The sequence below is a fragment of the Mesorhizobium sp. WSM4989 genome (assembly GCF_029625795.1).
GTDB lineage: Bacteria > Pseudomonadota > Alphaproteobacteria > Rhizobiales > Rhizobiaceae > Mesorhizobium.
The window spans coordinates 2,356,722-2,377,103 of record NZ_JARTVN010000002.1 but is presented as its reverse complement, the minus strand read 5'-3'; the positions used below and the strand labels follow the sequence as shown (position 1 = coordinate 2,377,103).

At 63.9% G+C, this 20,382-nt stretch carries 22 protein-coding genes; 14 read left to right on the top strand and 8 right to left on the bottom strand.

What is annotated here, in order from left to right; all coding sequences use genetic code 11:
- Positions 1-46 precede the first annotated feature (46 nt).
- Genes P9217_RS24395 through tdh form a run of 3 tightly spaced genes read left to right on the top strand, consistent with a single transcriptional unit; the run spans position 47 to position 2,780 of the window.
- Complete coding sequence (locus tag P9217_RS24395) at positions 47-1,234, top strand: glycine C-acetyltransferase (protein ID WP_278088102.1); 1,188 nt, start codon at positions 47-49, stop codon at positions 1,232-1,234.
- Between the two features lie 27 nt (positions 1,235-1,261).
- Positions 1,262-1,705, top strand: a complete 444-nt coding sequence (locus tag P9217_RS24390; protein ID WP_095801221.1) for an SRPBCC family protein — start codon at positions 1,262-1,264, stop codon at positions 1,703-1,705.
- Between the two features lie 40 nt (positions 1,706-1,745).
- Complete coding sequence (gene tdh / locus P9217_RS24385) at positions 1,746-2,780, top strand: L-threonine 3-dehydrogenase (protein ID WP_095801222.1); 1,035 nt, start codon at positions 1,746-1,748, stop codon at positions 2,778-2,780.
- 82 nt (positions 2,781-2,862) lie between these two features.
- Here the strand turns inward: tdh and P9217_RS24380 are convergent, their stop codons facing one another.
- Positions 2,863-3,306, bottom strand: a complete 444-nt coding sequence (locus P9217_RS24380; RefSeq protein WP_164746692.1) for a MarR family transcriptional regulator — start codon at positions 3,304-3,306, stop codon at positions 2,863-2,865.
- A 132-nt stretch (positions 3,307-3,438) separates the two neighbouring features.
- Here P9217_RS24380 and hmgA point away from each other — a divergent pair, with 132 nt between their 5' ends.
- The 5 genes from hmgA to P9217_RS24355 all read left to right on the top strand — a co-directional run bounded on the left by hmgA (position 3,439) and on the right by P9217_RS24355 (position 7,068).
- Positions 3,439-4,752, top strand: coding sequence for a homogentisate 1,2-dioxygenase (gene hmgA / locus P9217_RS24375; protein WP_095801224.1), 1,314 nt, complete (start codon positions 3,439-3,441; stop codon positions 4,750-4,752).
- 106 nt (positions 4,753-4,858) lie between these two features.
- Complete coding sequence (locus P9217_RS24370) at positions 4,859-5,884, top strand: fumarylacetoacetate hydrolase family protein (protein WP_095824778.1); 1,026 nt, start codon at positions 4,859-4,861, stop codon at positions 5,882-5,884.
- A 4-nt stretch (positions 5,885-5,888) separates the two neighbouring features.
- Positions 5,889-6,425 carry a DinB family protein gene (locus P9217_RS24365; RefSeq protein ID WP_095801226.1) on the top strand — a complete coding sequence of 179 codons (537 nt, stop codon included), beginning with the start codon at positions 5,889-5,891 and terminating at the stop codon, positions 6,423-6,425.
- A 75-nt stretch (positions 6,426-6,500) separates the two neighbouring features.
- Complete coding sequence (locus tag P9217_RS24360) at positions 6,501-6,761, top strand: BrnT family toxin (RefSeq protein WP_278088101.1); 261 nt, start codon at positions 6,501-6,503, stop codon at positions 6,759-6,761.
- Positions 6,748-7,068: a BrnA antitoxin family protein gene (locus P9217_RS24355; protein WP_095801227.1), complete on the top strand. Its 321-nt coding sequence runs from the start codon at positions 6,748-6,750 to the stop codon at positions 7,066-7,068. The genes P9217_RS24360 and P9217_RS24355 overlap by 14 nt, the downstream gene beginning before the upstream one ends.
- A gap of 29 nt (positions 7,069-7,097) precedes the next feature.
- On the opposite strand, the gene hppD is transcribed toward P9217_RS24355, so the two are convergent.
- The gene (hppD, locus tag P9217_RS24350) at positions 7,098-8,213 is read right to left on the bottom strand and encodes a 4-hydroxyphenylpyruvate dioxygenase (RefSeq protein ID WP_278088100.1); all 1,116 of its coding nucleotides are present in this window, start codon (positions 8,211-8,213) and stop codon (positions 7,098-7,100) included.
- A gap of 138 nt (positions 8,214-8,351) precedes the next feature.
- Here hppD and P9217_RS24345 point away from each other — a divergent pair, with 138 nt between their 5' ends.
- Entirely contained in the window at positions 8,352-8,819 is a 468-nt protein-coding gene (locus tag P9217_RS24345) for an Lrp/AsnC family transcriptional regulator (RefSeq protein WP_059187534.1), read from the top strand.
- Between the two features lie 78 nt (positions 8,820-8,897).
- On the opposite strand, the gene P9217_RS24340 is transcribed toward P9217_RS24345, so the two are convergent.
- The 4 genes from P9217_RS24340 to aztA all read right to left on the bottom strand — a co-directional run bounded on the left by P9217_RS24340 (position 8,898) and on the right by aztA (position 12,043).
- Entirely contained in the window at positions 8,898-9,236 is a 339-nt protein-coding gene (locus P9217_RS24340) for a TIGR01244 family sulfur transferase (protein WP_127246897.1), read from the bottom strand.
- Positions 9,237-9,382: 146 nt separating this feature from the next.
- Complete coding sequence (gene aztC / locus P9217_RS24335; protein WP_278088099.1) at positions 9,383-10,324, bottom strand: zinc ABC transporter substrate-binding protein AztC; 942 nt, start codon at positions 10,322-10,324, stop codon at positions 9,383-9,385.
- Positions 10,325-10,349: 25 nt separating this feature from the next.
- Positions 10,350-11,225: a zinc ABC transporter permease AztB gene (gene aztB / locus P9217_RS24330; RefSeq protein WP_278088142.1), complete on the bottom strand. Its 876-nt coding sequence runs from the start codon at positions 11,223-11,225 to the stop codon at positions 10,350-10,352.
- Positions 11,225-12,043, bottom strand: coding sequence for a zinc ABC transporter ATP-binding protein AztA (gene aztA, locus P9217_RS24325; RefSeq protein WP_278088098.1), 819 nt, complete (start codon positions 12,041-12,043; stop codon positions 11,225-11,227). Before aztA ends, aztB begins: the two co-directional genes overlap by 1 nt.
- A 229-nt stretch (positions 12,044-12,272) precedes the next feature.
- Here aztA and P9217_RS24320 point away from each other — a divergent pair, with 229 nt between their 5' ends.
- Positions 12,273-12,617, top strand: coding sequence for a RidA family protein (locus tag P9217_RS24320; protein WP_095778583.1), 345 nt, complete (start codon positions 12,273-12,275; stop codon positions 12,615-12,617).
- Between the two features lie 51 nt (positions 12,618-12,668).
- Here the strand turns inward: P9217_RS24320 and hutC are convergent, their stop codons facing one another.
- Both hutC and P9217_RS24310 read right to left on the bottom strand, forming a co-directional pair.
- Positions 12,669-13,415, bottom strand: a complete 747-nt coding sequence (gene hutC, locus P9217_RS24315; protein WP_278088097.1) for a histidine utilization repressor — start codon at positions 13,413-13,415, stop codon at positions 12,669-12,671.
- 5 nt (positions 13,416-13,420) lie between these two features.
- Positions 13,421-14,776, bottom strand: a complete 1,356-nt coding sequence (locus P9217_RS24310; RefSeq protein ID WP_278088096.1) for a formimidoylglutamate deiminase — start codon at positions 14,774-14,776, stop codon at positions 13,421-13,423.
- Positions 14,777-14,873: 97 nt separating this feature from the next.
- Here P9217_RS24310 and hutI point away from each other — a divergent pair, with 97 nt between their 5' ends.
- From hutI to hutU, 4 genes are all read left to right on the top strand, one after another.
- Positions 14,874-16,103, top strand: coding sequence for an imidazolonepropionase (gene hutI / locus P9217_RS24305; protein WP_278088095.1), 1,230 nt, complete (start codon positions 14,874-14,876; stop codon positions 16,101-16,103).
- Entirely contained in the window at positions 16,100-17,635 is a 1,536-nt protein-coding gene (gene hutH / locus P9217_RS24300; protein WP_278088094.1) for a histidine ammonia-lyase, read from the top strand. The genes hutI and hutH overlap by 4 nt, the downstream gene beginning before the upstream one ends.
- A 220-nt stretch (positions 17,636-17,855) precedes the next feature.
- Positions 17,856-18,671 carry an N-formylglutamate deformylase gene (hutG, locus tag P9217_RS24295; protein WP_278088093.1) on the top strand — a complete coding sequence of 272 codons (816 nt, stop codon included), beginning with the start codon at positions 17,856-17,858 and terminating at the stop codon, positions 18,669-18,671.
- A 36-nt stretch (positions 18,672-18,707) separates the two neighbouring features.
- Positions 18,708-20,378 (top strand): urocanate hydratase, encoded by a 1,671-nt coding sequence (gene hutU / locus P9217_RS24290; RefSeq protein ID WP_278088092.1) that lies wholly within the window; start codon positions 18,708-18,710, stop codon positions 20,376-20,378.
- Positions 20,379-20,382: the final 4 nt, after the last annotated feature.

The window sequence follows — 20,382 nt, the reverse complement described above, 5'->3', positions numbered from 1 at the left end:
CTTTTCCGCAGCGCGACAGTCCGCATCGAACAAACAGGGCCAGACCATGAGCGCAGCGTTTCTCTCCCACATCGACAACGAGCTTGAAGGCCTGAAATCGGCCGGGCTCTACAAGTCCGAGCGCGTGATTTCCTCCACGCAGTCGGCCCTGATCGATGTTGCCGGCCAGAAGGTGGTGAATTTCTGCGCCAACAACTATCTCGGCCTCGCCGACAGCCCCGAGCTGCGCGATGCGGCGAAGCAGGCGCTCGACCGCTACGGCTACGGCATGGCGTCGGTGCGCTTCATCTGCGGCACCCAGGAAGAACACAAAGAGCTCGAAGCCACCATCTCATCCTTCCTCGGCATGGACGACACCATTCTCTACGGCTCCTGCTTCGACGCCAATGGCGGCCTGTTCGAGACGCTGCTCGGCGAGGAGGATGCCGTCATCTCGGACGCGCTGAACCACGCCTCGATCATCGACGGGGTGAGGCTCTCCAAGGCCAAGCGCTTCCGCTACGCCAACAACGACATGGCCGACCTCGAGGCGCGGCTGAAGGAGGCGAAGGACTGCCGCTTCCGACTGATCGCCACCGACGGCGTGTTCTCGATGGACGGCATCATCGCCAACCTGCAAGGAGTCTGCGACCTCGCCGAGAAATACGACGCCATGGTCATGGTCGATGACAGCCATGCCGTCGGCTTCGTCGGCAAGAACGGCCGTGGCTCGGCCGAGCACTGCGGCGTCGAGGGCAGGGTGGACATCATCACGGGCACGCTCGGCAAGGCGCTGGGCGGCGCGTCCGGCGGCTATACCGCGGGGAAGAAACAGGTGGTCGACTGGCTGCGTCAGCGCTCGCGGCCCTATCTCTTCTCCAACACGCTGATGCCGACGATCGCCGGCGCCTCGCTGAAAGTCTTCGAGCTGATCCGCAATGGCGATGCGCTGCGCCGCCGCCTATATGCCAATGCGGAACGCTTCCGGTCTCAAATGGGCAAGCTCGGCTTTACGCTTGCCGGCGCGAATCATCCGATCATCCCGGTAATGCTGGGCGACGCCGCCCTTGCGCAGGAGATGGCGGCTCGCATGCTGAAGCGTGGCATCTACGTCATCGGCTTTTCGTTCCCGGTGGTGCCGAAGGGCCAGGCGCGCATTCGCACCCAGATGTCGGCGGCGCACTCCGGCGCCGATATCGATCGCGCCGTCGAGGCGTTCGGCGAGGTCGGGAAGGAACTGGGTGTAATCGCTTGACGCTACCGCCGGCAATGGAAAAGGGCCATGGCGATCGATGTAACGAGGAGTATCGAGATCGCCAGGCCGCGCGCGGTTGTCGCCGCCTTTTCTTCCGATCCGGACAATGTTCCGCGCTGGTACGTCAACATCAAGTCGGTGGAATGGAAGACTCCCCGACCGGCCCAGATAGGATCGAGAATTGCATTCGAGGCGCAGTTCCTCGGACGGCGGCTCGCTTATACCTACAAGATCCTGGATCTCGTGCCGGGCGAGAGGCTGGTGATGCGATCCGACGAAGGACCGTTTCCGATGGAGACGAGCTATGGATGGCGGGATTCCGGCGAAGGCCGCACGCATATGACGCTCCGGAATCGCGGCTCGCCGGCCGGCTTTTCCCGTCTCATGACCCCGCTCATAGCCGTGGCTGTCCGGCGTTCGACCGATCGCGATCTGCTGCGACTGAAGAGCATCCTGGAAGCGGCAGGTTGATGATCCGTCAGGACAGGGAAGATTTTCTGGAGAGTGTTCGATGTCCAACGTGATGAAGGCGCTGGTGAAGGCCAAGGCCGAGCCGGGCATCTGGATGGAAGAAGTGCCGGTGCCGGAAATCGGCCCCAACGACGTGCTGATCAAGGTCAGGAAGACCGCGATCTGCGGCACCGACGTCCACATCTACAATTGGGACCAGTGGGCGCAGAAGACCGTGCCGGTGCCGATGGTGACCGGCCATGAATTTGTCGGCACCGTCGCGGATTTCGGCGCGGCCGTCACCGAATACAAGGTCGGACAGCGCGTCTCGGGCGAGGGTCACATCGTCTGCGGCCACTGCCGCAACTGCCGCGCGGGGCGAGGGCATCTCTGCCGCAACACGCTCGGCGTCGGCGTCAACCGGCCCGGCGCCTTCGGCGAGTATGTAGCGATCCCACAGCACAATGTCGTGCCGATCCCCGACGACGTGCCGGACGAGATCGCGGCGATCTTTGATCCATTAGGCAACGCCGTCCACACCGCACTGTCCTTCGACCTGGTCGGCGAGGATGTGCTGGTCACCGGCGCCGGCCCGATCGGCATCATGGGCGCGCTGGTCGCGCAATGCGTCGGCGCGCGGAAAGTCGTCATCACCGACATCAACCCGGTCCGGCTGGAACTGGCGCGCAAGCTCGGCGTCCAGCATGTGGTCGACGCCTCGAAGGAGAAGCTGCGCGACGTGATGCCGGCACTCGGCATGACCGAAGGTTTCGACGTCGGGCTGGAGATGTCGGGCGCCGCGCCAGCCTTCCGCGACATGATTGACACCATGAACAATGGCGGCAAGATCGCCATCCTCGGCATCGCTCCCACCGGCTTCGAGATCGACTGGAACAAGGTCATCTTCAAGATGCTGCATCTCAAAGGCATCTACGGCCGCGAGATGTTCGAGACCTGGTACAAGATGATCGCCCTGGTGCAGGGGCCGCTGGATGTCTCGGGTCTGATCACGCATCGCATCGGCATCGACGATTTCCAGGTTGGGTTCGATGCGATGCGCAGCGGCAGTTCCGGCAAAGTGGTGATGGACTGGTAGGGTTTGGTTGAAGCAGCATCCTGGCAATGCTGCGGGACAGCTCCCTCTTTGGCCTGCCGGACAGAGGGGGTGTGAAGGATCGCTACGAAGAAGATAAAGCCTCTTCCAGTGCTGCCACCCCCCTGACAATCGCCGCTCTCTCTTCCTCGCTCAGCCTCGCCAGCAGCTCCCTTTCAAACGCCTTCGCCAGCGGCACCATTTCCCGGTAAGCGGCGAGCCCCGCCTTGGTCAGCGTCAGATGCTCGACGCGGCGGTCGTTCTCGTCCGGCGCTCTTGTCAGCCAGCGCCGGCGTTCGAGCTCGGCGACCGCGCGCGACACCTTGGTCTTGTGCATGGCCGACTGCTCGCCGAGTTCCGTCGCCGTCATCATCCCGCGCTGCCCGAGGCCTGAGAGCGTGCGCCATTCCGGCCGCGTCAGACCGTGGCGCTCCTTGTAGATGCGCGAGAATTCGCGGCTCACGGTGTCGGCCAGCCGGTAGAGCCGGTAGGGCAGGAAGTTTTCTAGCTCGAGAATTTCCGGTTTCATTTGGCGCACCATCGCGGGGTTCGGCGTTGATAGTTACATTTTCGATGGTTACATATGAAACCAGTTTGGTCAACATCACCGGAAAGCCTTCCTCAACGCTGAGGGCGGCAGCCCGGGATCAGGGAGGATCGGATGGCCTTTTCCTATATGCCGGGCTTCGGCAATGATTTTGAGACCGAGACGCTGCCGGGATCGCTGCCGCAGGGCCGCAACTCGCCGCAGCGGCCGGCCTACGGGCTCTATGCCGAGCAGCTTTCGGGCTCGCCCTTCACCGCGCCGCGCGGCACCAACGAGCGCTCCTGGCTTTACCGCATCCGTCCCAGCGTGAAACACACCGGCCGCTTCAAGGGCGCGAGCTATCCCATGTGGAAGACGGCGCCCAACGTCGGCGACCACGAGCTGGCGCTCGGCCAATACCGATGGAACCCTGTTCCGATCCCGACCGAGCCGACCGACTTCATCTCCGGCATGCGCACCATGACCACCGCCGGCGACGCGGTCGGCCAGTCCGGCATGGCGGCGCATGTCTATGTCGCCAACCGCTCGATGGTCGACGACCATTTCTTCAATGCCGACGGCGAGCTCATGATCGTGCCGCAGGTCGGCACGCTGCGCTTTGTCACCGAGATGGGCGTCATCGAGCTTCGCCCCGGCGAGATCGCGGTGCTGCCGCGGGGCCTCGTCTTCAAGGTCGAGCTCGCCGACAGTCAGGCGCGCGGCTATGTTTGCGAGAACTACGGGGCAAAATTCACCATGCCCGACCGCGGCCCGATCGGCGCCAATTGCCTGGCCAATCCGCGCGACTTCAAGACCCCCTGCGCCTGGTTCGAGGAGAAGGAGACGCCATGCCGGCTGATTGTCAAATGGTGCGGCACTTTCCACGTCACTGAGCTCGGCCATTCGCCGCTCGACGTCGTCGCCTGGCACGGCAACTACGCGCCCTATAAATATGATCTGGCGACGTTTTCGCCGGTCGGCGCCATCCTGTTCGATCACCCTGACCCGTCGATCTTCACCGTGCTGACGGCGCCGAGCGGCGAGGAGGGCACCGCCAATGTCGACTTCGTCATCTTCCCGCCGCGCTGGCTGGTGGCGGAAAACACTTTTCGGCCGCCCTGGTACCACCGCAACATCATGAGCGAGTTCATGGGCCTGATCCACGGCCAGTACGATGCCAAGGAGGAAGGTTTTGTCCCCGGCGGCATCAGCCTGCATAACCAGATGCTGGCGCACGGACCCGACGCCTCCGGCTTTGAGAAGGCCTCCCGCGCCGACCTGAAACCGGTCAAGCTCGACAACACCATGGCCTTCATGTTCGAGACGCGCTTTCCGCAGATGCTGACGCGCTACGCCGCCGAGCTCGAAACCTTGCAGGAGAACTACATCGACTGCTGGGCCGACCTGAAGAAGCGCTTCAATGGCACGCCGGAAGGCGACTGGCCCTGATTGGTGAGGTCAGAGTCAGGAAAACATCGGCGGGTGGCTTGACGATCACTCGCCACGGCCTTGTTGTGGGACGAGCGGCACGAAGCCCGCGAGGAGAGGAAACCGCATGAAGCTTGCCACTTTGAAGAACGGGACGCGCGACGGAAAACTGGTCGTGGTCTCGCGCGATCTGACGCGGTTCACCGACGCTTCTTTCCTGGTGCCGACGCTGCAGGCTGCGCTCGACAATTGGGAGCGCTTGGCGCCGCATCTGGCGGCGATGGCGGAATCGCTCGAGACCAACGCGGTGCCCTCGGCCCGCTTTCACGAGCATGACGCCCATTCGCCGCTGCCGCGCGCCTATCAATGGGCGGACGGCTCCGCCTATGTGAACCATGTCGAGCTGGTGCGGAAGGCACGCGGCGCCGAGATGCCGGCGAGTTTCTGGACCGATCCGCTGATCTACCAGGGCGGCTCGGACTCCTTCCTTGCGCCGCGCGATCCGATCCGCATGGCCGACGAAGCCTTCGGCATCGACATGGAGGCGGAAGTTGCCGTCATCGTTGGCGATGTGCCGATGGGCGCCGGGCTGGGCGAGGCACGCGAGGCCATCCGCCTCGTCATGCTGGTCAATGATGTGACGCTTCGCGCCATCACGGGGCCGGAACTGGCAAAGGGCTTCGGCTTCTTCCAGTCGAAGCCGTCTTCTGCTTTCTCGCCGGTCGCGGTGACGCCGGACGAGCTTGGTGATGCCTGGGACGGCGGCAAGGTCAGCCTGCCGCTGCTCGCCGATCTCAACGGCAAACCGTTCGGCCGTGCCAATGCCGGCATCGACATGACCTTCGATTTCCCGGCCTTGATCGTGCATGCCGCGAAAACGCGGCCGCTCGCCGCCGGCGCCATCATCGGCTCCGGCACCGTCTCCAATAAGCTGAATGATGGGCCAGGCAAGCCGGTCGCGGCAGGCGGCGCCGGCTATTCGTGCATCGCCGAACTGCGCATGATCGAGACCATCGAGAGCGGCGAGCCGAAGACACCGTTCCTGCGCTTCGGCGACACGGTGCGGATCGAGATGAAGGACAAGGCCGGCCATTCGATCTTCGGCGCCATCGAGCAGAAGGTCGAGAAATACGAGGGGGAGAAAGGAACCTGAAAGGGTGACCTTGCTCGAGCACCTGCGCCGGATGGCGCGCAACAATTTGTGGTCGAACGACCGGCTCTACCGCGCCGTGCTGGAGCTTCAGCCCGGCGAGTTCGAGGCCGGTCGAACCAGTTTCTTTCCCTCGATCAAGGAGACGCTCAACCACATCCTTGCGGTCGATCGTCTCTATCTCGATTTTCTGACCGGTGGCGGCCTCGGTGCTGCGGCCTATGACGACTTCATACCGTTTGACGATGCGTCAAGCCTGGCCGCTACACAGACCGATTTTGACCGCAGGCTTGTCGCCTTCTGCGACGGCCTGTCGGAGGCAGATCTCGACCGCCGCGTCATCACCGACCGCCGCGAGGACGGCATGATCCCCGAAAGGATCGGCGACATCCTCGCCCATGTCTTCCTGCACGACATCCACCATCGCGGCCAAGTGCACGCGATGCTGTCGGGCACCTCGGTTGCACCGCCGCAATTGGATGAGTTCTTGCTCGATTACGACATTAAGCTCAGGAAGGACGAGGTCGAGCGGCTTGGGTTGTGAACAAGTGAGAACGCTTCGGGAATTATGGTAGTTACGAAAATTATTGACTTAATTCATGTAGGTACATAAATTCAGATGCAGATCGTCTGGGATGAACCTAAACGGTTGGCCAACATTGACAAACACGGCTTGGATTTCGCGGCGCTAGACGAGGAGTTTTTCCTTGCCTCGGCGATCCGGGCGGCCAAATCCGGCCGTTTCATAGCGATTGGTCGGGTAGTCGGCGGCGGCGTTGTTGCAGTGGTCTTTTCCCGGCTTGGCTCCGAAGGCATCTCGGTTATTTCAATGCGGGCGGCCAACCAGACGGAAAGGAGATTGTTCGATGGCGAAAGCTAAGCTGAACACTACAAAGCTGGACAACGGATTCAAGTCAGGCAAGGGATTCACCGAGGAAGATTGGGATGCGGTTTCGGACAATCCCGAATGGACCGAGGAGGATTTTCGGAATGCTCGTCCCTTCGCCGACGTGTTTCCGGACCTTGCCGAAAGCATTCGCCGCTCACGTGGTCGGCCGGCACTCGACAATCCGAAGAAGCAGGTAACGCTGCGCCTCGACAGCGATGTGGTTGCTCGTTTCCGTGCCAGCGGGCCCGGCTGGCAGAGCCGAATCAACGAAATTCTGAGGAAGGCCGCCGGCCTTTAGAGTAGCCGGCGGCTTGGTCTTTCGGCTGACTACGCCGCCCTGCCATCCAGCTTGATCACGCCACGCTTGATCTGGTCCTGCTCGATCGATTCGAACAGCGCGCGGAAATTCCCTTCGCCAAAACCTTCGTCGCCCTTCCTTTGGATAAATTCGAAGAAGATCGGCCCGATCAACGTCTTCGAGAAGATCTGCAGCAAGATCTTGGTCATACCGCCGTCGACGACGCCTTCGCCGTCGATCAGGATGCCGTGCTTCTTCATGCGCTCGATCGGCTCGTCATGGCCGTGCACGCGCTCATGCGACATCTCGTAATAGGTGTCGGGCGGGCCGGGCATGAACTTCAGCCCGTTGGCGGCGAGCTTGTCGGTGGCATCGTAGATCGCGTCCGTACCGACGGCAATGTGCTGGATGCCCTCGCCATTGTACTTCTTCAAATACTCGGCGATCTGGCTGGTTTCGTCCTTGGACTCGTTGAGCGGAATGCGAATCTTGCCGCAGGGCGAGGTGATCGCCCGGCTGACCAGTCCGGTGATCCTGCCGTCGATGTCGAAGAAATGGATCTGCTTGAAGCCGAACAGGTCACGGTAGAAATCCCACCACTTGTCCATGTTGCCGCGATAGACATTGTGGGTCAGGTGGTCGAGATAGTAGAAGCCGACGCCGTCGGGTTTTGGATTGCGCTCGCCCAGCCACTCGAACTCGGCATCGTAAGCCGAGCCCTTCTCGCCATAGATTTCGACGAAATAGAGGAGCGATCCGCCGATGCCGACGATCGCCGGCGCGTCGAGCGCCTTGTCGGTGCCCTCATAGCGCACAGCACCCTTCGACACGGCATGTTCGAAGGCATGCTTGGCATCGACCACGCGCCACGCCATCGAGGCGGCGCAGGGGCCGTGCTTTTCGACGAATTTCATCGCATGCGAGCCTGGCTCGGCATTGACGACATAGTTGATGTCGCCCTGGCGCCAGACGGTAATGTCCTTGGTGCGGTGCTTCGCCACCGCGACATAGCCCATGCGGGCAAAGAGCTCGGCGAGTTTTGCCGGGTCTGAATGCGCGAACTCGACGAATTCGAAGCCGTCGGTGCCGGCGGGATTCGCCTTGCTGATCTTGGCAGGCGGGGCGTCATGCGGGAAGGGGCCCATGGCAGTCCTCCGAAAGCTGGTGCGGCCGTGCTTGGCCAGTTTTCACCATAATAACGCTGGACGGCTGCATGGTGCTTGCATTCAACCGCCTGGAATGCCCATCATGTGCGTAGATTGTGCATGATTGGGGAGAAAATCATGGATGATGCGCGCCTTGATCAATTTGACCGCAAGATACTGGCGCTCCTGCAGGGCGATGCGCGGCTCACCAACAACGACCTTTCGGAGCGTGTGAACCTGTCGGCCTCGCAATGCTCGCGCCGCCGCCAGCGGCTGGAGGAAGATGGCTATATCAGGGGCTATCGCGCCGTGCTCGACCGCGACCGTCTCGGCTTTTCGCTGGTCAATGTGATTTCGGTGACCTTGGCCACCCACAACCGCGACAATGCCCGCCGCTTCGGCGAGCTGGTGGCGCGGCTGCCCGAGGTGCAGGAAGCGCACGCGCTGACCGGCGAGATGGATTACATCCTGAAGGTGGTGACGCCCGATCTCAAATCGCTGTCCGAGTTCGTCAACGGCGTGCTGCTGCCGCATGAATCGGTGCAGCACGTCAAGACAGCGATCGTGCTGGAGACGCTGAAAGAGACCGGCGCGCTGCCGATTTAGTTTGCGGAGATCTTTGTTGGATGCGACGGCGACGGAACGGGAACCTGCGGAATTGGCTCTCGCCAATGCGCCAAGCTTTCACCCCCGCTGCTGCTGGATCAGCCCATAGAGGTTGGTGCAGCGCGCGCCGGAGCGGCAATAGGCGAAGACCGGGCCTTCGAGCTCGTCGAGCGCCTCGGCCTGATCCTCGACATTGTCCATGGTGAGCTGGCCGCTGATCACCGGAATGTAGCGGAAGGCGAGCCCCGCGGCTTCCGCGGCCGCCTTGACGCTGTCGGCCGAGGGCTGGCCGGGCTGTTCGTCGTCCGGGCGGTTGCAGATGATGCTCTTGAAGCCGGCGTCCTTGATGGCAACGATATCCTCAGGCTGGATCTGGCCGGAGACCGAATAGTCTTCGCTGATCTGGCGGTATTCCATGGCATCGTCCTCGCAATCTCTTTGGCCGCAGTCATGCCACCGCGCGGCATTAGCGGCAATCCGTAGCACCGGATCTCTCTGCCAAATAGAGAGTGCGGGGCGGAAAATCCAACCGGGCCGATTTTAGCCCGGTTGGATGATGCCGCTTAGCTTCCGAGCAGCGCGCCTTTGAACTGCTCGATGTTGTTGTGCATCATGTCGATATAGGTCGAGGCCGGGCCGTCGGGCGGCGACAGCGCATCGGAATAGAGCGTGCCGCCGACCTTGATGCCGGTCTCGCTGGCGATCTGCTCGATGAGCCTGGGGTTGGTGATGTTCTCGATGAAGATCGCCGCCGCCTTGTCCTCCTTGACCTGGTTGACCAGCTTGGCCACGTCGGCCGCCGAAGGCTCGGAATCGGTCGAGATGCCTTGCGGAGCAAGGAAGGTCAGGCCGTATGCATGCTCGAAATAGCCGAAGGCGTCGTGCGAGGTGATGACGACGCGCTTGGCCTCGGGGATCGCCTGGATCGCCGTGGTCACTTCGCCCTCCAGCGCGCCGAGCTTCTGGGTGTAGGCGGCGGCATTGGCCTTGTAGCTGTCGCAGCCCGCGCTATCGGCGGCGCAGAATGCATCGGCGATATTCTTCACGTAGATCTTCGCATTGGCGATCGACTGGAAGGCGTGCGGGTCGTTGACCGTCTTGCCGCCGCCGGTGCCGGCGCCTTCGGCCGCGTCGGCATCGGCGAATTCCGGCTTGAAGGCGATTGGCGTCACGCCCTTGGTCAGCGTCACGATCGTCGCCTTGGTGGCGCTGGTGTCGACCAGGCGCTGCAAAAAACCTTCGAAATGCAAGCCGTTGACCAGCACGACGTCGGCGCCGGCCATCGCCACCGCATCGGCCGGGGTCGGCTCGTAGACATGCGCGTCGCCGTCCGGGCCGACGATGGTGGTGATGTTGACGCGGTCGCCGCCGACATTTTTCGCAAAGTCAGCGATCACCGTGAAGCTCGCCACCACCTTGAGCGGCGCCGCAAAAGCGGACGATGTGGCGAAAGCGCTTAATGTTATAACGCTCAGCGCCAGGGCGGCGCGGAAGGATTTCAACATTGGGAAGAGTCTCCTTGCTTGGGGATTAAGCTGTGCGGTGGCGGTGATGCACGATACGGGCGCGCAGCGCGCCGCGCGTGCCGAACAGGATCGAGCAGAAATAAACGACGCCGGCCGAAAGGATGATAGCCGGGCCGGACGGCAGTGAGGCGTGATAGGACAAAAGCAATCCGGCTATGCAGGAGGCAAAGCCGATCAGCACCGCCAGCGCGCACATCGGCTCGACGCGAACCGTCCAGAAGCGGGCGGCGGCGGCCGGCAGCATCATCAGCCCGACCGAGAGCAGCGTGCCCAGCGCCTGGAAACCGCCGACGAGGTTGAGCACGACCAGCCCAAGAAAGATGAAATGGACCGGGCTGCCCATGCGGCTCACCGAGCGCAGGAACAGCGGATCGAGGCATTCGGCGACCAGCGCCCGCCAGAAGATGGCGAGGCAGGCGAGCGTCACAACCACGATGCCGCAGATCAGGATCAGCGCCTCGTTGTTGAGCGCCAGCACGGTGCCGAACAGCACATGCATCAGGTCGACGCTTGAGCCGCGGATCGACACCATAAGCACGCCGATGGCGAGCGAGATCAGATAGAAGGCCGCCATCGAAGCGTCCTCGCGCTGGATGGTGAAGCGCGAAACCGCCCCTGCGCCGAGCGCGACGATGATGCCGGCGATCAGCCCGCCGACGGTCATCGGCAGGATCTCGAGGCCATAGAACAGGAAGCCCGCGGCGGCACCGGGCAGGATGGCGTGCGCCATTGCGTCGCCCGACAGGCTCATGCGCCTGAGCATCAGGAAGACGCCGACCGGGCAGGCGCCGAGCGACAGCATCAGCGAGCCGAACAGCGCCCGTTGCATGAAGGCGAAATCGGCGAAGGGCTGGATGAACAGGCCGTAGAAAAACTCCATCACGCCGCCCTCGGTCCGGAGCCATGGCCGTGATGATGATCATGCGCGTGCGCGTGTTCATGATGTTCGTGGTCATGGCCATGGTCATCGGGCTCGCACCAGGGCGCGTTCTCTTCCCAGGCCTCGTGAAAACGCCGCGCCTTGAGCAGGTTTTCAGGCCTGAGCGTCTGTTTTGTGTCGCCCCAGGCGACAGGCTGGCGGGCGAGCAGCAGCGTCTCGGGAAAATTCCGCCGCACGAGATCGAGGTCGTGGACGACCACCATGATCGTGCGCTCCTCGCCATGCCAGCGCTTTATCAGCTGGATGAGGTCGCCGACGGTCTTGGCGTCGACGGCATTGAACGGCTCGTCGAGCAGGATGAGGTCGGCATCCTGCAACAGCACGCGGGCAAACAACGTGCGCTGCAGCTGACCCCCGGAGAGCGTGTCGATCGGCCGCTTCTCGAAGCCGCCGAGCCCGACCGCCATCAGCGCCTTGCTGACCGACTCGCGATCCTCTTTGGTGTAGCGGCCGAGCATGCCGCGCTTCGGCCACAGGCCAAGCGAGACCAGGTCGACCACCCGCGCCGGGAAGCTGCGGTCGAGCTCCGACTGCTGCGGCAGATAAGCGGTGCGCACGCCGGGCGCGCGGACAACCGTGCCCTCCATCGGCTTCAGCACGCCGACAATGCCCTTCATCAGCGTCGACTTGCCCGAGCCGTTGGCGCCGACAACGGCAGTCAGCGAGCCTTTTCGGACCGTGCCGTTGAGGTGATGAATGGCCGGATGGCTGTTGTAACCGAGCGTCAGGTCGCGGAAGGTCAGGCAGGCATTTGTCATCAGGCGTTCCGGATCGGACACGAATTCGAGAGCACTCGTCGATATGTGATGTTATTACATTAGTCAACATGCCGGTTCGGCAGAATTGTGTCCAGATCGGTCAACTCGCCGTGTACACGGAAGCGGTCCGGAGCCGATAAATTGGCTCAATCGGTTTCGCGCCGGTCGGCCTTGCCCGGAGCCGGCACGAACTCTAAACAGGCGCGACCCTAGAAAGAAGGAACCTCCCATGAGCATTCGTCGTATCGATGTCGGCCCGCGCATGAGCCAGATCGTCATTCACGGCAACACTGTCTATCTGGCCGGCCAAGTCGGTGAGCCCGGCGGCAACGTCGCCTCGCAGACTCGCGACATCCTGAAGACCATCGACGAATTGCTGGCCAAGGCTGGCACCGACAAGACCAAGATCGTGCAGGCGATCATCTGGCTGGCCGACATGGGCACCTTCGCCGAGATGAATTCGGAGTGGGACAAGTGGGTGCCGCAAGGCCACACGCCCGCCCGCGCCACCGGCGAAGCCAAGCTCGCCACCCCGGAATATCTGGTCGAGATCATTATCACGGCGGCGCTGTAAGGCGCTGGATCCGCCAATCTTCCCCTCGTGGGCCCGCGAGGGGAAGATTGCTCATCCCTGCGAAGGCGTGAACCGCGCCACAAGCGTGTGGCTTTCCGCCGGATAGATGAAGCGCACATGCGTGACCGGATGCTCGGCGCTCCAGGTGCGGCGCTCGACCACCAGGCAGGGCGCGCCGGGATCGATGTCGAGCGTGTCGGCGATAGTTTCGTCAGCCGCCATGGCGCGGATACGGTGCTCGGCCTCGCTCCACGGCACGCGGCCGATCAGCCAGGGGCCGGGCGCGATGTCGAGAAATTCTTCCTCGCTGGCCTCGCCCACCGCCGAAAGATTGATCAGGCGCTGCTCGAGCGCGAATGGCCGTTCGCCGGCAAAATGCAGCCCCTCCAGCCAAAGCACTGGACCCGTGGCAGATAGCCCAAGCAGCGACCGATCCTCGGCATTGCCGCGTCGTTTCATGCGCTCCAGCCGTTCATAACGATAGGGCAGGCCAAGCGCCTCGACCTCGATCCTGATGTCGTGCAGTTCCAGCACCGCCGCCTGCGACTGCGGCTGGCGCACGAAGCTGCCCGAGCGGCGGCGGCGCTCGATCAACCCCGCCTTGGCGAGCTGCGACAGCGCCTTGTTCACAGTCATGCGGGAACAAACATACTGAGCCGTCAGCTCGTGCTCGAACGGGATGCGGTGGCCGGGCGCCCATGCACCCGACAGGATTTTTTCCCGGATGTCGGACAGGATCCGCTGGTGCAGCGACAGGGTCTCGCCGTCTTCCATCTCTGCCGTTTCGGTCATGCTCATCGGGATCAGCCCTCGGAAAGCGCCATCATCACTTTGCGGAAGCGCCCGGCGACCGCCTCGCGTTTGACATGCCTGCCGCCGCTCACTTGCTTCTTGCCATGCACCCAGACGCAATCGACCTTGCCGCCATTGGCAAAGATCCAGGCGTCTAGGATGGCATCGCCCGCCTTGCCGGCAAGCGAGGGATGACCGGCGTCGAGCGAGACGAAATCGGCGGGCCTGCCTACGGCGAGAGTTGAGGGGCCGGCGCCGAGCGCGATGCTGCCGCCATCGAGCGCGGCATCGAACAGCGCGCGGCCGGTAGAGCCGCCGGCGCGCGCCAGCACATTGCGAGCGCGGTGGGCAAGGCGCTGCGAATATTCGAGCTGCCGAAGCTCGTCCGGCAGGCCGATCAGCACATTGGAGTCGGAGCCGATCCCGAAGCGGCCGCCATGTTCGATGAACGAGGGGGCGGCGAAAGTGCCGTCGCCGAGATTGGCTTCGGTGACGGGGCACAGCCCAGCGACGGCGCCGCTCTTGGCCATGGCGATCGTCTCGGCCTCGGTCATATGCGTGGCGTGGATCAGGCACCAGCGCCTGTCCACCTCAGCATGTCCGAGCAGCAACTCGACCGGACGCTTGCCTGACCAGGCGATGCAGTCCTCGATTTCCTTCACCTGCTCGGCGACATGGATGTGGATCGGCCCGTTCGGCGCCATTGCTGCAACCGCGTTGAGTTCGTCCGGCGTTGCGGCGCGCAGGCTGTGCGGCGCGACGCCGACGACGGCTTGCTCCAGCGAGCGAACGCCTTCGCGAGTTTTCTCAAGCAGACGTTCGAAGCGTCCGACATCATTGATGAATCGCCGCTGGCCTTCGTTGGGAGCAGCGCCGCCGAAGGCCGAATGGGCATAGAAGACCGGCAGCAGCGTCAGTCCGATGCCGGTGTCGGCGGCGGCAGCCGCGATCCGCTCCGCCATCTCGGCGATGTTGGCGTAAGGCTGCCCGTCGCGGTCGTGATGCAGATAGTGAAACTCGCCGACGCGCGAAAACCCGGCTTCCAGCATCTCCACATAAAGCTGCGCCGCGACCGCCTCGACCTGGTCCGGCGTCATCGACAGCGCGAAGCGGTACATCACCTCGCGCCAGCTCCAGAAACTGTCGGCCGAGGGACCGCGCAGTTCGGCAAGCCCCGCCATGCCGCGCTGGAAGGCGTGGCTATGCAGGTTGGGCATGCCGGGCAGGACGATGGCGTGGCGTTCGTCGCCGGCGTGTGCCGAAGAGCCCGCTTCGACTTCAGAGATACGGCCGCCCTCGAAAGCGATCCTCACATTGCCCCGCCAACCGCCGGGCAGCAGCGCCTGTTCCGCAAAGATCGCCGTCACGTCCAAACTCCCAATCCGAATGCCCGAGCGACATTAACACTTGCGTCGTGTTTCAATATGTATATACATAATCGTCATCTTTCAAATGGAAAAGATGATGGGTGGAGCAAACGGAAAGAGCGGCCTTCGTCTGTGGCGCAATGCGCGCCTGGCGACTATGGCCGAGGGTGCTGCCGGTCTCGGCATCGTCGAGAAAGGTGCGATCGCCGCGCGCGACGGGCTGATCGTCTATGCCGGATCGGAGGCCGACCTGCCGGCAGCCGCCGGGCAGGGCGCCGAAACGGTCGATTGCCAGGGCCGCTGGATCACCCCCGGCCTGATCGATTGCCACACCCACCTTGTCTATGCAGGCAACCGCGCCAACGAATTCGAGATGCGCTTGGCCGGCGCCACGTATGAGGAGGTGGCGAGGGCAGGGGGTGGCATCGTTTCCTCGGTCAAGTCGCTGCGCGCCGCGAGCGAAGACGAGCTCGTCTCCCAGACGCTGCCCCGCCTCGACGCGCTGATGGCCGAAGGCGTGACGACCGTCGAGGTCAAGTCGGGCTACGGCCTCGATGCCGACAATGAAAAAAAGTCGCTGCGCGCTGCCCGCCGTCTGGCCAGTGAGCGTCCAATCACGATCCTCACGACCTGTCTCGCCGCCCATGCGCTGCCGCCCGAAGCCAGGGGCGACAAGGACGCTTTCATCGATCTCGTCGCCGGCACGATCCTCCCGGCGGTTGCCGCCGAAAAGCTCGCGGACGCCGTCGACGGCTTTTGCGAGGGCATTGCCTTCTCACCGGAACAGATCGCGCGCGTCTTCGATAAGGCGAAAGCGCTCGGCCTGCCGGTGAAGCTTCACGCCGACCAACTCTCCAACCTGCATGGCGCGGCGCTTGCCGCGCGCTACGGCGCGCTGTCGGCTGATCACCTGGAATACACCGATGAGGAGGGCGCCGCGGCGATGGCCGGGTCCGGCGCGGTCGCGACCATCCTGCCCGGCGCCTACTACTTCATCCGCGAGACCAAGAGGCCGCCGGTCGAGCTGTTCCGCCGGCATGGCGTGAAGATGGCGGTCGCCACCGACTCCAATCCCGGTACCTCGCCGCTCACCTCGCTGCTGCTCACCATGAACATGGCCGCGACGCTCTTTGGCCTGACCGTCGACGAATGCCTCGCCGGCGTCACCCGGGAGGCCGCGCGTGCGCTGGGGCTTCTCGACAGGACCGGCACGCTGGAAGCCGGCAAATCGGCCGACCTTGCCGTCTGGGACATCGAGCGTCCGGCCGAACTTGTCTACCGCATGGGCTTCAATCCGCTCCATGCCCGCATCTGGAGAGGACAATGACCGAACTGATCCTGAAGCCCGGCAGCGCAACGCTTGCCGACTGGCGCGCCATCTATCGCGGCGCCGTGCCGAAGCTCGACGATGCCTGCCGGCCGAAGATCAAGGCCAGCGCCGAAGCCGTCGCCCGCATCGTCGCCAAAGGCGAGCCGGTCTACGGCATCAACACCGGCTTCGGTAAGCTCGCCAGCGTTCGCATTCCGGCAAACGATCTTGAAACGCTGCAACGCAACATCGTGCTTTCCCACGCCGCGGGCGTCGGCGAACCGATGCCGGCCCCCGTGGTGCGGCTGATGATGGCGCTGAAGCTGGCGAGCCTCGCCCAGGGCGCTTCCGGCGTGCGCGCCGAGACCATCGACCTGCTCCAGGCGATGCTCGCCAACGACGTCATTCCGGTGGTGCCGGCGCAAGGTTCGGTCGGCGCCTCGGGCGACCTCGCGCCGCTCGCGCATATGACGGCGGTCATGATCGGCGTCGGTGAATGTTTTACCCCGCATGGTCGCTTCCCGGCCAAGGTCGCCTTCGTCTCGCATGGGCTGGAACCGGTCACGCTCGTTGCCAAGGAGGGCCTGGCGCTGCTCAACGGCACCCAGTTCTCGACCGCCTTCGCGCTCGCCGGCCTGTTCGAAGCCGAGACGCTCTACCAGTCGGCGCTGGTCGCCGGCGCCCTGTCGACCGATGCTGCCCGCGGCTCCGACGCGCCTTTCGACCCGCGCATTCATCTGTTGCGCAAGCATCGCGGCCAGATCGAGACCGCGGACGCGTTGCGCAATCTGATGGCCGGCAGCGCCATTCGTGAATCGCACCGCGTTGGCGACGAGCGCGTGCAGGATCCATACTGCCTGCGCTGCCAGCCGCAGGTGATGGGCGCCGCGCTCGACGTCCTGCGCAAGGCGGCCGACACGCTGGAGACCGAAGCCAACGGCGTCACCGACAACCCGCTGATCTTCGCCGAGGACGACACCGCGCTCTCGGGCGGCAACTTTCACGCCGAGCCGGTGGCCTTTGCCGCCGACATGATCGCGCTTGCGGTCTGCGAGATCGGCTCGCTGTCTGAGCGCCGCATCGCCATGCTGGTCGATCCGGCGCTCTCCGGCATGCCGGCTTTCCTGACGCCGAAGCCTGGCCTCAATTCCGGTTTCATGATCCCGCAGGTGACGGCGGCGGCGCTCGTTTCGGAAAACAAGCAGAAGGCCTATCCGGCGAGCGTCGATTCCATCCCGACCTCGGCCAACCAGGAAGACCATGTCTCGATGGCTGCCCACGGCGCGCGCCGCCTGCTCGGCATGATCGAGAATGCAACGGCCGTCATCGGCATCGAGCTGTTGGCAGCCGCGCAAGGTTGCGATTTCCATGCCCCGCTCGCTTCGAGCGAAGCGCTGGAAACGGTGCGCAAGCTGGTCCGAGCCGAGGTGCCGCATCTCGACAACGACCGGCATTTCCACCCCGACATGGAAAAGGCGATCGCCCTGGTCCGCAGCGGCGCGGCGGTTAAGGCGGCGGCTGCGGTGGCGCTGCCGGGGATTGCGTCATGAGATTGAATGCTCTGATAGGTCGCGATCCTTCACGCCCCCCGCTGTCCTGCCGGACATCTCGCTCACAAGGGGGGAGATTGGCAACTTTGGCGCCCTGCTCCTTCTTGCAACGTGGACGATTGGCGAAAGCCGGCCTGATATCTGATCTCCCCCCTCGTGGGGGAGATGTCCGGCAGGACAGAGGGGGGCGCCGTAGAGCTCCAACCCTTGGAGAGCTCCAATGACCACGCCCTGGCTCACCATCACACGCGGTACGGCGCCGCTGCTGGTCTCGATCCCGCACACCGGCATCGATCTCGCCGGCCTCGATGCGCGGGTTGTCTCGCCGTGGCTCGGCCGCCGCGACTGCGACTGGTGGATCGACAAGCTGTACGACTTCGCGAACGATCTTGGCGCCACGGTCGTTCACACCGCCATCTCGCGCACCGTAATCGATGTCAACCGCGATCCTTCCGGCGTCTCGCTTTATCCTGGACAGGCGACGACCACGCTCTGCCCCACCGACACGTTTGATGGCGACCCGCTCTACCGCATGGGCGAGGAGCCGACGCCGTCCGAGATCGACCTGCGCCGCGAGACTTACTTCGCGCCTTACCATGCCGCCCTGCAGGCTGAGATCGACCGTCTGCGCGGCATGCACGAGAAGATCGTGCTCTATGACTGCCATTCAATTCGCTCGGTGCTGCCGCGCCTGTTCGAAGGCACGCTGCCGGTGTTCAATCTCGGCACCAATGACGGCAAGAGCACCGAACCATCCCTGCAGGAAAAGGTAGCCGCCATCCTCGCGGCGAGCAGCCAGTCCTGGGTGGTCAATGGGCGCTTCAAGGGCGGCTGGATCACCAGAAGTTTCGGCCGGCCGCAGAGCGGCGTCCATGCGCTGCAGATGGAGCTCTCGAACCGCGGCTATATGCGCGAGCCGTCGGAAAAGGGCGCGCCGGACAACTGGCCGGTGCCTTACGACCCAACCTACGCGGCGCCGATCCGCGCCACGCTGAAAACCATTCTCGAAACCGCGATTGCCTGGGCCGCGCGCTGACGCTCCCGCCGCACCTGATCGAAGGGAACTGCCGACATGACCGACCCTCGCCACAACATCCGTGAAGTCCGCGCGCCGCGCGGCGACAAGCTCAACGCCCGCTATTGGACGACCGAGGCGCCGCTGCGCATGCTGATGAACAATCTCGATCCGGAGGTTGCCGAGAACCCGAACGAGCTCGTGGTCTATGGCGGCATCGGCCGGGCGGCGCGCACCTGGAACGATTTCGACCGCATCGCCGCGTCGCTGAAGACGCTCGGCGAGGACGAGACGCTCTTGGTGCAGTCGGGCAAGCCGGTCGGCGTCTTCCGCACCCACAAGGACGCGCCGCGCGTCTTGATCGCCAATTCCAACATCGTGCCGCACTGGGCGACCTGGGAAAAATTCAACGATCTCGATAGGAAGGGCCTGATGATGTACGGCCAGATGACGGCCGGTTCCTGGATCTATATCGGCACGCAAGGCATCGTTCAGGGCACCTACGAGACCTTCGTCGAGGCCGGCCGCCAGCACTATGGCGGCAATCTCAAGGGCAAGTGGATCCTGACCGCCGGCCTCGGCGGCATGGGCGGCGCCCAGCCTCTGGCCGCTGTCATGGCCGGCGCCTCCTGCCTCGCCATCGAATGCAATCCGGACTCGATCGACTTCCGCTTGCGCACTCGCTACCTGGACGAGAAGGCCAAAACGCTCGACGAGGCGATGGAAATGATCGAGCGCTGGACCAAGGCCGGCGAGGCGAAGTCCGTCGGCCTGCTCGGCAATGCCGCCGAGATCGTGCCGGAGATGTTCAGGCGTGGGATCCGCCCCGATATCCTTACCGACCAGACCTCGGCGCATGACCCGATCAACGGCTATCTGCCCAAGGGCTGGACCATGGCCGAATGGCGCGAGAAGCGCGTCAGTGATCCGAAGGCGGTGGAGAAGGCGGCGCGCGCGTCGATGCGCGAGCATGTCGAGGCGATGGTGGCGTTCTGGAACGCCGGCGTGCCGACGCTCGACTACGGTAACAACATCCGCCAGGTCGCCAAGGACGAGGGTTTCGAAAATGCCTTCGCCTTCCCCGGCTTCGTGCCGGCTTACATCCGTCCGCTGTTCTGCCGCGGCATCGGCCCGTTCCGCTGGGCTGCGCTCTCGGGCGATCCGGAAGATATCTACAAGACCGACGCCAAGGTGCGCGAACTCACCCCCGGCAACACGCATCTGCACAATTGGCTCGACATGGCGCGCGAACGCATCTCCTTCCAGGGCCTGCCGGCGCGCATCTGCTGGGTCGGGCTTGGCGACCGCCACCGATTGGGGCTCGCCTTCAACGAAATGGTGGCCAACGGCGAGCTCAAGGCGCCGGTCGTCATCGGCCGCGACCATCTCGATTCCGGCTCGGTCGCCTCGCCGAACCGCGAGACCGAGGCGATGAAGGATGGCTCCGACGCCATTTCCGACTGGCCGCTGCTCAACGCGCTGCTCAACACCGCGTCCGGCGCCACCTGGGTCTCGCTGCATCACGGCGGCGGCGTCGGCATGGGCTTCTCGCAACATGCCGGCATGGTGATCGTCGCCGACGGAACGCCTGACGCGGCCAGGCGCCTGGAGCGCGTGCTGTGGAACGACCCGGCGACCGGCGTCATGCGTCACGCCGATGCCGGTTACGACATCGCCATCGAGTGCGCGAAGGAGCACCAGCTCAACCTGCCGGGCATACTGGGTTGAGGCG

Coding starts and splice junctions, on each gene's coding strand:
- P9217_RS24395 (WP_278088102.1), top strand. CDS start 47: ATGAGCGCAGCGTTTCTCTCCCACATCGACAACGAGCTTGAAGGCCTG.
- P9217_RS24390 (WP_095801221.1), top strand. CDS start 1,262: ATGGCGATCGATGTAACGAGGAGTATCGAGATCGCCAGGCCGCGCGCG.
- tdh (WP_095801222.1), top strand. CDS start 1,746: ATGTCCAACGTGATGAAGGCGCTGGTGAAGGCCAAGGCCGAGCCGGGC.
- P9217_RS24380 (WP_164746692.1), bottom strand. CDS start 3,306: ATGAAACCGGAAATTCTCGAGCTAGAAAACTTCCTGCCCTACCGGCTC.
- hmgA (WP_095801224.1), top strand. CDS start 3,439: ATGGCCTTTTCCTATATGCCGGGCTTCGGCAATGATTTTGAGACCGAG.
- P9217_RS24370 (WP_095824778.1), top strand. CDS start 4,859: ATGAAGCTTGCCACTTTGAAGAACGGGACGCGCGACGGAAAACTGGTC.
- P9217_RS24360 (WP_278088101.1), top strand. CDS start 6,501: ATGCAGATCGTCTGGGATGAACCTAAACGGTTGGCCAACATTGACAAA.
- P9217_RS24355 (WP_095801227.1), top strand. CDS start 6,748: ATGGCGAAAGCTAAGCTGAACACTACAAAGCTGGACAACGGATTCAAG.
- hppD (WP_278088100.1), bottom strand. CDS start 8,213: ATGGGCCCCTTCCCGCATGACGCCCCGCCTGCCAAGATCAGCAAGGCG.
- P9217_RS24345 (WP_059187534.1), top strand. CDS start 8,352: ATGGATGATGCGCGCCTTGATCAATTTGACCGCAAGATACTGGCGCTC.
- P9217_RS24340 (WP_127246897.1), bottom strand. CDS start 9,236: ATGGAATACCGCCAGATCAGCGAAGACTATTCGGTCTCCGGCCAGATC.
- aztC (WP_278088099.1), bottom strand. CDS start 10,324: ATGTTGAAATCCTTCCGCGCCGCCCTGGCGCTGAGCGTTATAACATTA.
- aztB (WP_278088142.1), bottom strand. CDS start 11,225: ATGGAGTTTTTCTACGGCCTGTTCATCCAGCCCTTCGCCGATTTCGCC.
- aztA (WP_278088098.1), bottom strand. CDS start 12,043: ATGACAAATGCCTGCCTGACCTTCCGCGACCTGACGCTCGGTTACAAC.
- P9217_RS24320 (WP_095778583.1), top strand. CDS start 12,273: ATGAGCATTCGTCGTATCGATGTCGGCCCGCGCATGAGCCAGATCGTC.
- hutC (WP_278088097.1), bottom strand. CDS start 13,415: ATGAGCATGACCGAAACGGCAGAGATGGAAGACGGCGAGACCCTGTCG.
- hutI (WP_278088095.1), top strand. CDS start 14,874: ATGGGTGGAGCAAACGGAAAGAGCGGCCTTCGTCTGTGGCGCAATGCG.
- hutH (WP_278088094.1), top strand. CDS start 16,100: ATGACCGAACTGATCCTGAAGCCCGGCAGCGCAACGCTTGCCGACTGG.
- hutG (WP_278088093.1), top strand. CDS start 17,856: ATGACCACGCCCTGGCTCACCATCACACGCGGTACGGCGCCGCTGCTG.
- hutU (WP_278088092.1), top strand. CDS start 18,708: ATGACCGACCCTCGCCACAACATCCGTGAAGTCCGCGCGCCGCGCGGC.